At 32.9% G+C, this 12,539-nt stretch carries 9 protein-coding genes; all 9 read right to left on the bottom strand.

The annotated features are described in order from the left end of the window. Positions 1 to 63 precede the first annotated feature (63 nt). A complete protein-coding gene (locus tag SJY34_RS06705) occupies positions 64 to 1,239 on the bottom strand; it encodes an aspartate aminotransferase family protein (protein ID WP_400080383.1) in 1,176 nt (391 codons plus the stop codon). A gap of 10 nt (positions 1,240 to 1,249) precedes the next feature. Further along, positions 1,250 to 3,139, bottom strand: coding sequence for an OstA-like protein (locus SJY34_RS06700; protein ID WP_400080380.1), 1,890 nt, complete (start codon positions 3,137 to 3,139; stop codon positions 1,250 to 1,252). Between the two features lie 40 nt (positions 3,140 to 3,179). After that, a complete protein-coding gene (locus SJY34_RS06695; RefSeq protein ID WP_400080377.1) occupies positions 3,180 to 3,632 on the bottom strand; it encodes a hypothetical protein in 453 nt (150 codons plus the stop codon). A gap of 19 nt (positions 3,633 to 3,651) precedes the next feature. Then, complete coding sequence (locus SJY34_RS06690; protein ID WP_400080374.1) at positions 3,652 to 4,932, bottom strand: adenylosuccinate synthase; 1,281 nt, start codon at positions 4,930 to 4,932, stop codon at positions 3,652 to 3,654. Between the two features lie 13 nt (positions 4,933 to 4,945). Beyond that, positions 4,946 to 5,398 (bottom strand): Fur family transcriptional regulator, encoded by a 453-nt coding sequence (locus SJY34_RS06685; RefSeq protein ID WP_400080372.1) that lies wholly within the window; start codon positions 5,396 to 5,398, stop codon positions 4,946 to 4,948. Positions 5,399 to 5,511: 113 nt separating this feature from the next. Continuing rightward, positions 5,512 to 7,719 carry a RelA/SpoT family protein gene (locus SJY34_RS06680; protein WP_400080369.1) on the bottom strand — a complete coding sequence of 736 codons (2,208 nt, stop codon included), beginning with the start codon at positions 7,717 to 7,719 and terminating at the stop codon, positions 5,512 to 5,514. Positions 7,720 to 7,957: 238 nt separating this feature from the next. Further along, on the bottom strand, positions 7,958 to 10,387 hold the full coding sequence (locus SJY34_RS06675; RefSeq protein WP_400080366.1) for a hypothetical protein: 2,430 nt from the start codon (positions 10,385 to 10,387) through the stop codon (positions 7,958 to 7,960). A 96-nt stretch (positions 10,388 to 10,483) separates the two neighbouring features. Continuing rightward, a complete protein-coding gene (locus tag SJY34_RS06670; RefSeq protein WP_400080364.1) occupies positions 10,484 to 11,719 on the bottom strand; it encodes a M48 family metallopeptidase in 1,236 nt (411 codons plus the stop codon). A gap of 1 nt (position 11,720) precedes the next feature. Further along, positions 11,721 to 12,518, bottom strand: coding sequence for a TrmH family RNA methyltransferase (locus SJY34_RS06665; protein WP_400080361.1), 798 nt, complete (start codon positions 12,516 to 12,518; stop codon positions 11,721 to 11,723). Between the last annotated feature and the right edge of the window lie 21 nt (positions 12,519 to 12,539).

The following is a 12,539-nucleotide window of genomic DNA, read 5'->3' as shown; positions in this document are numbered from 1 at the left end:
TTTACTTTATGCTAATACGTAATAAAATCTGAATATCAATATATTAAGATAAGTGAAGAAAGATTAAATAGAATCTAAAACTGAAGTTATTATCTTACATCCTTTAACGATTTCGTCTTTTGAAATTGTTAGAGGAGGTGTAATTCGGATGGCTTTAGGCTCAAAAAGTAACCAAAAAAGTACTAAACCTTGATCTTGACAGCGCATAATTACCTCATTTGTAATGTCTGTATTTTCAGTAAAAACGGCTAGCATTAAACCTCTACCTCTTATCTCTTTTATACGTTTATGTTGAAGATGTTGTCTAATTAATTGTTCTTTTTCTAAAGCCTCAGTCATTAAATTAGAAGTTGTAATTTCTCTTAGAGTTGCTAAAGCTGCTGCTGCAATTACAGGATGTCCTCCAAAAGTAGTAATGTGTCCAAGTTTGGGATTATCACTCAAAACATCCATCATTTTTTTAGAAGCTGTAAATGCTCCAATAGGTAAACCTCCACCTAAGCCTTTTCCTGTAGCAACAATATCTGGTTGGCAGTTATAATTTTCAAATCCGAATAGCTTTCCTGTTCTTCCAATTCCAGGTTGAATTTCATCTAAAATAAAAAGAGCTCCAACCGCATTGCAACGTTGCTGTACTTTTTGCAAATAATCATCGGTAGGTTCAATAAAACCAGCTCCACCTTGAATGGTTTCTAAAATAACAGCTGCTGTTTGCTCTGTAATCTGTTGTAGACAAAATTCGCAATTAAATGTGATATGCTTTATATCTGGAATGAGTGGTAAAAATGGTTGTTTGCGCTCTTCATAATCCATTAGACTTAAGGAACCCATTGTATTGCCATGATACGCATTTTTAGCCGCAATTATTTCTGATCTACCAGTGAATCGTCTTGCTAATTTAATACTACCTTCTATCGCTTCAGTACCAGAGTTGACCAAATACGTTGTTTCTAATGGTTTTGGTAGGTGCTTTGCTAGTAGTTTAGATAGCTCAAGAGCAGGTTCTTGGATGTATTCTCCGTATACCATGACGTGGAGATATTTATCTAATTGTGCTTTTACAGCGTTTACCACTTTAGGGTGCGAATGCCCTAAACTACAAGCAGAAACACCAGCTACAAAATCGAGATAGACTTTACCTTTAGTGTCATAGATATATGAACCTTTGGCATGACTAATCTCCATTGCTAGAGGATGTGGTGTGGTTTGCGCTTGGTATTTAAAAAAATCATGTTGCATAAACCAATTATTAATCTTTGGTTTTTTCTTTAATTTTCAATGAGTCTTTTGCAGACGATTTTATATTTTCTGGAACTTTTTTCTTTAAAGTATCTTTAAATTTTGATTTAAGACTATCGTTTGCTTTTGTTTTTATTGAATCATTAGTTTTTTTAACCTTTGGTTTTAAAGGCATAACTGTAGGTTTGTTTGGTAAATTTCTTGCTGCTTTATTAGGTTTGTTCGGTGTGGCTTTGCCAGCTTCTTTAATACGTTCGTTTACTGTATCATCAATAAATTCTTCTGGAGGTACATAGTCTTCTAATCCTTTAATTTTTGGCAGTACTAAAGGTGGATCATCTTTAAACAAATCTTCGACAGACATTGGTCTTTCTTCGCCTCTCCAATCAAAACCTCTAAATCGTTTTCCACTTTTGGGAAACTGAGATTCTGGAAAGAGCTGACCATCTATTTGTTGTATTAGCCTTATTTCTTCAATAGCCTGTTCTTCAATTTTTATATTAATGCTACCAGACTTAGATTTATTGATGCCGACTAATTCATTTTCGGCATTTCGAGAATAATAAATGACTTCTGCATTTTTAATAATATCAACATTATAGAGTTCATTATCTCTAAAGAGTCCAATTAAACGCTGCCCTTTTATTTGGTTATAGCCATCTTCACTCAAAGTATCTTTACTTACCAGAAAGGCATTATTGAATACTTTGAGGGAATCTAACTGCTCGGTTTTAACATTAGAAATTACATGGATGGTGTCTCCAGTCATTTGATTGCCTAAATTCCAGAGTACAGGTTTTCGTTTAGTAGCAAAGGCATCTGTTGAGCTAAACCGACTCAAATTTAGCATCTGAGTTAATCCTGTTTTATGATTTACATGAATGGAATCTGATTTTCCTGCTAAATCGCTTTTGTACAATCTAGCATTATAGTAGCCACGAGTAATTCGATTATCGGCTTTACCAGTGACCATTAAAGTATCTGCACGTAAATAAACAGAATCTTTTTCTTGCACTGTTATTGCTAAGGCACGTTTGGTAATAAATACGGAATCTTTAGCGCGCCAGACTTCTGCGTAATGACCACGAACAATACTTTTATTTATGGTATCGGTAACTGTAATGTTGTTAGTCGCAGAGGCAAAACTTTTATTTCTGTCAAAATATAAACTATCTCCTTCAACAGTTCGGTTGTCATATTCTATTTTGGCATTACGTTGAAAATGGCCAACATCGTTGTTGGTATTATAAAAACCACGTTCGCAATAGACTTTACTTGTCTCTCCAACTATTGTCGAAGGTCCAAAAAGATAAGCATGACCATTTTCTGTAAAAAAATCGAGACGCTCGGTATTTAGGGTATATTTAGGATTAACGAGCACAACATCTTGAGTAAACTGATATTTACTCGCAGCCATATAATAGCGACCAATCTGACTTGTAATGGTGCCAGATGAATCTCTTACGACTTTACCTTTAGTATCGTAATAAGCGAGTTGTCGGTTTCTGTCGTAATAGAGTTTATCGGTTGTTAATACAGATTGTGGTTCTGTTAATACCACGTCACCTCTGGCATAAGCCATTTGTGTTTTACCACTATACTCTACGTATTTGGCTGTCATATTAATAGTGTCTCCTTGTTTCATGACTACATTACCAAAAGCTTCAAGATAGTCCTGATCTTCGTAATAAATAGCTTTATCGCAGAAAAGATCAGCACCTTTGTGAAAGAAATTTACTTGTAGTGATTTATCTCTTGTGAAAATTTTGGCACCATCTTCTATCTCAGGGTCAGAAGAAAGTGATCCTGAATATTTTACTGTTATCGTTTGCTTCTGAGCAAAGCATAATGACACAATACTAAAACAAAGTAGAAAAAGAAATTTCTTTAATGGATTCAAAGCAAAATATTTATTACAAAATAACATTTATAGTTTTGCTTTAGTATGAGTTAACAGTTTTTTTAACATTAGTAAGTTTATCCTCAAAATTGATAGTAAAGTTTAAATCCTTAGAAATGTTTAATTTTTTCTTTAGAAAATTAAATTGTTCTAATGTATAGTATGGAACAGAGTCCTTATTCTCACAACTTAATTTTTTAATTTCAATAATATGATAATAAGTTTTTTTAGTTGATTGTTCCCAATCAATAGGCTGGCTTTTTGCTATTATAAAGCTATCATCATAGCCTACTGCAAAAACTGTTGACGGAACCAAAATAGCTGAACAATTATTTTCTTCATCTGAATAGTAAATTGCTACTTCTTCATATGACCCGTTTCCGAATAAAGAAATATTATCTGCAAGTTGCAGTTCTACCAGACCCACTCCAAAAAGACAAGATTGTAAAGACAATAAGAGAAATAAGAATATTATTTTTATAAAACTTCTCATATTTTGAAGATTAAGCAATCTATAACTCTTTCCTCACAATCGTCTGCTTACGATCTGGTCCTACAGAAACAATAGTAATAGGAATGTTGAGTTCTTTCTCTAGAAACTCTACGTAGGCATTTAGATTTTCAGGTAATTCCGATGCTTCAGTCATCCCAGTTAAATCTGCTGCCCAACCTTTCACTTCAGTGTAGATTGGAGTCACGTTTTCTTCTTCAATATTATATGGCAGATGTGTAATTTCTTCACCTTTATATTTATATGCTGTACACACTTTTAAGGTTTTAAATCCTGAAAGTACATCACCTTTCATCATTATAAGTTGAGTCACACCATTAACTTGGCAAGCATAACGCAAAGCGACTAAATCTAACCAACCACAACGTCTTGGACGACCGGTAGTGGCACCAAATTCGTTACCAACTCTAGCCATAGTTTCACCATCTTTATCGAACAATTCTGTAGGGAAAGGACCAGAACCCACACGCGTTGTATAGGCCTTAAAAATTCCGAAAACTTCACCGATTTGACTTGGTGCAACACCTAAACCTGTACATGCTCCAGCAGCAGTAGTATTTGAAGACGTGACGAATGGATACGTTCCAAAGTCAATATCTAATAAAGAGCCTTGTGCACCTTCTGCTAAAATAGATTTTCCAGAAGTTTGTGCCTGATGTATAAATTCTTCAGAATCAATAAATTTTAAACTTTTTAAAGTTTCTATAGCGTTGAAGAAATCTGTTTCTAATTCTTCTAAATCGTATTGAATATCTACATTGTAAAAAGCAATCATCGCTTCGTGCTTATCTGCCAATGCCCTGTATTTGTCTTTCCAATCTGCTAATTCAATATCACCAACTCTAATACCGTTTCTACCAGTTTTATCCATGTAAGTTGGGCCAATACCTTTTAATGTAGAACCTATTTTTGCTTTGCCTTTAGAGGCTTCACTTGCAGCATCTAATAAACGATGTGTTGGTAAAATAATATGTGCTTTGCGAGAAATGCATAGAGATTTTCTGTAGTCTACATTTTGCTCGTCTAGCTTGTCTAATTCCTTTTTGAAAATTACAGGATCGATAACGACTCCATTACCAACAAGGTTTACAGTATTGTCATGAAAAATCCCAGAAGGTATAGTGTGTAGTACATGTTTTCTGCCATTAAAGACTAATGTGTGTCCTGCATTTGGTCCACCTTGAAAGCGTGCAATAATATCGTATTTAGAGGTAAATACATCGACAATTTTTCCTTTGCCTTCATCTCCCCATTGTAATCCAAGTAGTAAATCTACTGCCATTTTAAAAAATTAGTTAGTCGTCTTTTTTACGGTTGCCGTAAAAATATAGTGAATGATTAGTTATTTGTATGTCAAAAACCTCTTCTATGGTTTTTTTGATGGATTGAATCCGAGGGTCACAAAATTCAATAACTTCTCCTGTATCAGTGAGAATGACATGATCGTGATTTTTATCGAAATATGATTTTTCGTAATGTGCCTGATTCTGACCGAATTGATGCTTACGAACTAATGAGCAATCTAAGAGTAACTCAATGGTATTGTATAAAGTTGCTCTGCTTACACGATAATTTTTGTTTTTCATTTTAATGTAGAGAGATTCTATATCAAAATGCTCTTCACTATCATAAATTTCTTGAAGTATAGCGTAACGCTCAGGTGTTTTTCGGTGACCTTTTTCTTCAAGAAATTGTGTAAATACGCGTTTTACAATTTCTTGATTACTTTCTTCTTTAGTTGCATTCATAATTAAGACGCAAATTTAAGTAAATTTAATAGCATATTAATGATAAAAACAGCGATTAAGAGAAAAGAAATGAACAACTATTTCAATAGTGTTTATAACTCTTAAAAACAGAATCAAACTCTAGTGACCTTGTCAATACCATTAATCTTTTTTAGATTATTAATAAGTTTTTTCAATAAGGTTTGATTGTTTACCTCAACGGTGATTTTACCGGTAAATACGCCATCATCACTAGAAAAACTTATACTCTTCATATTAACGTGCATATTTTCAGAGATTAGTTTAGTGATATCGTTAACTAGACCTAGATTATCAATTCCGGATAAGGTAATCTGTGATTTATATACTTGTTGACTGGAGTCAATCCATTTAGCCTGCATAATTCTATAGGCATAATTAGACTGCAAGCTCACGGCATTTGGACAATTCTTTTTATGCACTTTTATACCTTCATTAACGGTTACAAAACCAAAAACTTTATCACCTGGAATTGGGTTGCAACAATTTGCTAAGGAGTAGTCAAGTTTTTCTTCCTCTTTGCCAAAAACCAACATATCATATTTAGAAGTAATCTCTTCCTTATGGACATCTTTAGGTGCAGAGGGTTTGTAAATTTTATTTTTTAGATAACTGACAAATACATTGCTTCGAGACGATGCAAAAGCTTTTAATTTTGTATTGTCAATAGTGCCAATACCTACACGATAAAATAAATCTAAGGATGTACTGAGTTTAAAATAACTCACCAATTCATTCACTGATTTTTCATTTAGTGCAATTTTGAGTTGTTTTAATTTTCGCCTTAAAATTTCTTTTCCTTCTTCTGCAATTAACTTTGTGTCTTCGTTTAATGCTGATTTTATCTTACTTCGTGCTCTCGCTGTGGTTGCATAATCGAGCCAGTTAGCGTTAGGTTTGGCATTCTCTGAAGTCATTATTTCAATACGATCACCACTCTGTAATTCGTGGCTTAAGGGTACTAACTTGCCATTAACTTTTGCACCACGTGTTTTCATGCCAACTTCAGTATGAATACTAAAAGCAAAATCTAAAGGAGTTGCACCTTTAGGAAGTGATTTTAAATCTCCTTTTGGTGAAAACACAAAAATTTCTTTTGAATATAAGTTGAGTTTAAACTGTTCTACAAAATCAACAGCATCGGCTTCGTTGTTTTCTAGAGCTTCTTGGAGTCGGTTTATCCAGAGATCGAGATTATCTTCTTTATCTTCTTTGTTTTTATATTTATAGTGTGCAGCATAGCCTTTCTCAGCAATCTCGTTCATGCGCTCACTACGAATCTGAACTTCTACCCAACGGCTCTTCGGTCCTACAACTGTAATGTGAAGTGCTTCATATCCTGTAGATTTAGGTGATGAAATCCAATCTCTAAGTCTAATTGGGTTAGGAGTAAAGTGATCTGTAACAACAGAATATATTTTCCAAGCTAGGAATTTTTCGTTCTCTAAATCAGACTTATAAACGATACGAACGGCAAACTTATCATAGACTTCATCAAAGGAAACCCCTTGTTTAATCATTTTTCGCCTAATACTGAAAATTGATTTTGGTCTTCCTTTAATTTCATAATTTAAACCTTCTTTGTCCAAGGTTTTTTCAATAACTTTTGAAAATGACTTAATGTATGCGTCTTGGTCTTCTTTGCTTTCTTGTATCTTTTCTAAGATGTCATTATAAACTTCGGGTTCGGTATATTTAAGGCCTAAGTCTTCTAATTCGGTTTTTATATTATATAGCCCAATTCTATGTGCTAGAGGCGCGTAAATGTATAAGGTTTCTGAAGCAATTTTGACTTGTTTGTCTGGTCGCATAGAATCCATAGTCTGCATATTGTGCAAACGATCTGCGATTTTTATGATAATAACGCGGACATCATCATTGAGGGTGAGTAGCATTTTTCTAAAATTCTCAGCCTGAAGCGAGACATCCATATCCTTTTTCAATGAAGAGATTTTGGTAAGACCATCTACAATCCTGGCAACGGTTTCTCCAAATAGTTGCTCTATATCTGCAATGGTGTATTCTGGGTTGTCTTCAACCACATCATGAAGTAAAGCCGCAGCAATAGATGTGGCATCCAAGCCAATTTCTTTGGCTACAATTCTTGCCACAGCAATAGGATGAAAAATATAAGCCTCACCAGACTTACGACGTTGATCCTTATGCGCATCAACAGCTACCTCAAAGGCATGACGGATTAATTTCTTATCCTCGTCAGTTAAGGTTTGATAGCTGACTTTGAGTAATTCTTTGTAAGCTTTTGCTATGGCTTTATTTTCAATTTCTATGGCTTCCTCAGTCATAGAACTAATGTAGTAAAATCGTTATTAAAAGACAATGTAATCTTAGAGCTTATTTAAAAATTAGTAAAGATTTCGTGGAATGGTAAGTTTTGTTGGTTTTAGTGCGGGAATATTTAAAATTAAGGCATCTATTCTGAGTTAGTTAAAAACCTTTAGATTGTCAAGTAGAAATAATACTTCAAATACTTAAAAAGATCTTCCTTAATTCTATATAAAATCTAGGAGAGAATTTAACTTTTTAATTATTATCGTTGATATTCAAAGTTTTAAGCTCAGATGTAAAAACACCATTTTCTGTAACTCCTTCAATAAAAAAGGTCATATTGTTATTAGCTGGGTTGTATATGGTAAAATTCAAATGTCTTTTAGTGTCTATTTTACAATTGGGAATCCAATCGATAACTCCGTAGTTTCTAAAAAAATCATCATTGTATATATCATATTTTGGGGCATAGAATTTTTTCTTCTCAGAAAATGTTAGTGGAAATTTAAATGATTTGAAAACACTATCTTTTTGCCTTTTTGCATAGCCAGGATTTGTATATATTTTTATAACACCATTAGCGCCAAGAAAGCCTTCACCTAATCCATTGTTAACCGTGACATAATCAACGTCAAACATATTATAAGCATAAAAATAATCTAAATTCGTTATTAGCATATCGTCTAAGTACACAATTGGCGTTGGTGTTGAGAAAAAATCATTGGAAGATGTTACACGCCTGTTTCCTATAAATACTTTACCTGCTTGCTCAAAAGCATTAAACCCTGGTACATATCGATTTAAATACATTACAAAAGTAAGGTTGCTTTGTCTCATATGGTCGTCAAATACATCGACATTGCTAAGAAACAGGTTTTCTCGTAATCGATTTATTTTTTCTAACTTAGGGTCCGCTTCAACAAGTACCTCATCGAGTATTTCGGCCTCCTTAGAATTAAAGGAAGGTAATGGGGATTTTGGTATGGTCTTAGTGTTAGTTGCTCTTTTAGTTTTTAATACTTTAGGCTGATTGTTATAATCTGGTATTTTGGATGGAAAAAATTGCATAGATAAATCAGGTTGATTCACTTTTCCTCTTTTATTTAGCTTACCAATCCCTAATACTTCGTTACCTTCAGGATATAGATAAGGGACGACAAAACTTTGTTTTTCATCAGTTAAATTTACAGTCAATCCATTGCTGTATTTTAAAGGATACACAATAAAATCGCTTTGTCTTTTTTTATTTTGATTGGCTTTTAAAAGAATGCCATCTTCAAAGACATAGTTATCGCTCACATTTTTATTAAAAATATCACCCCAAGCATAACTGCTCCAACCTTGTGTAATTAATAAATTGTCAAGATCATACTTCTTTTTAGAGTTGATGTTTGTAAAATAATATTGAGCATTTTCAATATAACCTTTAACATAAGGCTGCAAGAATGTATATGAAATAATATTTTGATGCCTTTTATAGGATTTAGTTCCTTCTGGAAGTACCGAAATACTTATGTTAGAATTTTCATCCGTGATATGAGCAAATTCCTTAATCGGAATACTGATTTGTAATGAATCGTTCGATTGCGTATAATTCGCTTTTTCATAACTTAAAAGATTTACTCCCTCATAATTAAAAAATAGTCGTTCTAATAAAGGTTGATTGTTCTCATCAAATAGGGTGAAGATGTTAATTCCAGGAAATAATTCTTCATGGTCAATCATTTTTACAATGTCTTTTTCGTTGAAAGTAACATATATGCCCTTTGCCTCGTTACCATTGTGAATAATTAGATTAAACCATTTGCTTTTAATATCGTTATATGTTCTTTCATTGGTATTAAATCCTATGGCTAGTTTTTTATTATAGTTATTTAAATTGATTGATATACCTTTAGGTTTAATATCATTAATCTGAAATTCAAAGTCTTTATTGAGATGATTTATTTTTACTTTATATTTCTGATTTAATTCAGGGTATAACAAAAATCTTCCTATACCCAAGCTATTGGTTTTAAATGCTGTGATGAATTTGTTATTTGAATCATACACGTTGCCTTCAACCTCAGAAATTCCAAGACCTTCAGTATTTTTAAGTATGACTCCAACAGTGGTTTGGACAGCATCGACAAAATAACCACCTTCGGGTAAAAACTGAGCATCTATTTCATTTGCAAGGGTTCGTTTTTTTATGATTTTTTTTACTTCTGGATCAATAACTCTAAAAGACTCCACAAAGGCATTGGGTTCCTCAAAATTATTCATCCAATTGGTATAAGCCTTAATCGTATAGTTACCAGATGTGAATGCGCTGTCTATTTTAAATATAGTATTAGAAAAGCCATTTTCTACTCTTATTAATTTACTCTTTACAAGTTCATTGTTTTTATCAGTAATGACGCAATACAGGTTTTTAGTGGATTTTGAGGGTACTTTTAAATCCTTATCAAAAACATAGGCACTAAACCCAATCATTTCTCCCTTTATATAGGTGCTTTTATTCAAATGACAATAGGCCAGTTCTCTGTATTGTGACGTATAATTTTCGAATGACGTAATTATGGTCTCTAAATTTTCATTTTGCGCCATTAATGGTTCTGCCAAAGGAATGGAGCAAGTAATTATGACTGAAATTATAGTTGAGTATGTAAATACTGAAAATCGTCTTAGTATTGCTGCGATCATAACGAATTGATTTAAAGCGTTTATGCCTTAAATTTAATCAAAATTATACTCAGCTCAATGAGATATAACTTTTATATAACATTTTAAACTTTGGGTTTATTTCTTCTTCAAATTCTTCACACGTTCCAATAATGTAGGATGCGAATAATGCATAAACACATATGCTTTATGTGGTGTTAAATTACTTAAACTATTCTTAGATAACTTCTTTAATGAAGTAATTAAAGGCTCAGATTTATAAGTGTTTTTAGCATAATCATCTGCTTGGTATTCAAACACTCGCGATACGTAATTCATAATTAAACCTGTGAGTTCAGAAATAGGAGAGTAGAGTAAACCGAAAGCAATGAGACCAACATGAAAACTTGGCGTTTCTACTCCAATCGCATTAGATAATAACGGATTAGAAATGAAAATAGATAAGATATAAAGTGTTAGTCCTGTGAGCAGGATAGAGGTGAATAAATTAAAAATAATGTGTTTCTTTTTGTAATGCCCAACTTCATGAGCCAAAACCGCAACAATTTCTTCGTCATCTAAATCGTTAACTAGAGTATCGTATAGTGTTACGCGCTTTTCACTTCCAAAACCAGAGAAATAGGCATTAGCTTTAGTGCTTCGTTTTGAGCCATCGATAATGAAAATTTTCTTCAAACTAAAACCAACGGATCGTGCGTAGTCTGATATTTTATTACGTAATTCACCATCTTCTAAAGGTGTTTGTTTGTTGAACAATGGTACGATGAGTTTAGAATAAAACATATTCATAAAAACGGTAAATACGGTCACAATTCCCCAAGCATATAACCAAAATTGATTTCCTGTTTTTTGATAAAACCAAATTATTAATGCAATGATGCCACCACCAATTGTTACCATCATTACTAAACCTTTTAACTTGTCTAAGATAAATGTCTTTTTTGTGGTTTTATTAAAGCCAAATTGTTCTTCTATGACAAAGGTTTTGTGATAAGCAAATGGTATTGTGATAATGTCACTTGCAATCATAATAATGCCAAAGAAGATTAAAGCTACAATAATTGGTTTTTGAGAATAGCTTCTAGCTATGTTATCGACATATTCAAAACCATCAAAGAATAGGAAAGCTAAAGTTAATATTAATGAAAATAGAGACGTCCATATTCCGAAACTATAATTTGTGGCTTTATACATTTGAGATTTTTGGTATTCGTCTTTGTCATAAACATCTTTTAGTTCTTTAGGAATTGGATCGTCATAATGCTTAGCATTAATTGCATCAAGGATTTTGTCTTTGATGAAGTTTATGACTATGATACCTATTATTATGTAGAATAGTGTTTGTGCTGTCATACTATTTAAAATCCCGTTGTCGTTTCGCTTCAAAAATAAGAATTCCTGCAGCAACAGAAACATTCATAGAATCGATATCACCTTGCATTGGTATACTAATGTTCTTTGTGGCAGCATCCCGCCATTCTTGTCTTAAACCCGTTGCCTCTGTACCAACAACAATTGCAGTTGGTAAGGTATAATCTTGGGTATGATACGATTCTGATTCTTGTAAAATTGCAGCGTAAATATTGAAGTTGTATTTCTGTAAGAACAAAATGGCATCTTCTGAGCTTGCAATTGCAATTTCAGTTGTAAAAACACACCCAACACTAGAGCGAATGATGTTAGGATTATATAGATCTGATTTTGGATTAGCAATAATCACAGCATCTACATTCGCAGCATCTGCAGTACGCAATAATGCGCCTATATTACCAGGTTTTTCTGGTGCTTCAGCAACTAAAATTAATGGATTTTTGGATTTAAGTTTTAAATCGTCAAGTTTGTGATTTTTAACTTTTACAACAGCAATTACACCTTCTGTAGTATCTCTGTGCGCTAATTTTTGAAACACTTCTTTCGAAATTTCAATAATCTCAATATCGTAGCTACTCATAGATTTAGCTTCACTCTCAGAGAATAAATCTGGAAAAAATAGTAAGGTTTCTATTTTGTAACCACCTTTTATGGCAAGGGATAATTCACGCTTGCCTTCAATTAGAAAGGTATTTGTCTTTTTACGCTGCTTAGACTTTTCTTTTAACTGATATAGCAGTTTAATTAACGAATTGTTAATGCTATTTATCAATTTAGCCATACTATTATAGTAATTTTGTTA

The organism is Winogradskyella sp. R77965 (assembly GCF_044594915.1).
Taxonomy (GTDB): Bacteria; Bacteroidota; Bacteroidia; order Flavobacteriales; family Flavobacteriaceae; genus Winogradskyella.
This window is presented reverse-complemented; position numbering and strand designations above follow the sequence as displayed.

Bases quoted from the DNA above. Each gene is read 5' to 3' on its own strand.
- SJY34_RS06705 (WP_400080383.1), bottom strand. From the start codon at position 1,239: ATGCAACATGATTTTTTTAAATACCAAGCGCAAACCACACCACATCCT.
- SJY34_RS06695 (WP_400080377.1), bottom strand. From the start codon at position 3,632: ATGAGAAGTTTTATAAAAATAATATTCTTATTTCTCTTATTGTCTTTA.
- SJY34_RS06690 (WP_400080374.1), bottom strand. From the start codon at position 4,932: ATGGCAGTAGATTTACTACTTGGATTACAATGGGGAGATGAAGGCAAA.
- SJY34_RS06685 (WP_400080372.1), bottom strand. From the start codon at position 5,398: ATGAATGCAACTAAAGAAGAAAGTAATCAAGAAATTGTAAAACGCGTA.
- SJY34_RS06680 (WP_400080369.1), bottom strand. From the start codon at position 7,719: ATGACTGAGGAAGCCATAGAAATTGAAAATAAAGCCATAGCAAAAGCT.
- SJY34_RS06675 (WP_400080366.1), bottom strand. From the start codon at position 10,387: ATGATCGCAGCAATACTAAGACGATTTTCAGTATTTACATACTCAACT.
- SJY34_RS06670 (WP_400080364.1), bottom strand. From the start codon at position 11,719: ATGACAGCACAAACACTATTCTACATAATAATAGGTATCATAGTCATA.
- SJY34_RS06665 (WP_400080361.1), bottom strand. From the start codon at position 12,518: ATGGCTAAATTGATAAATAGCATTAACAATTCGTTAATTAAACTGCTA.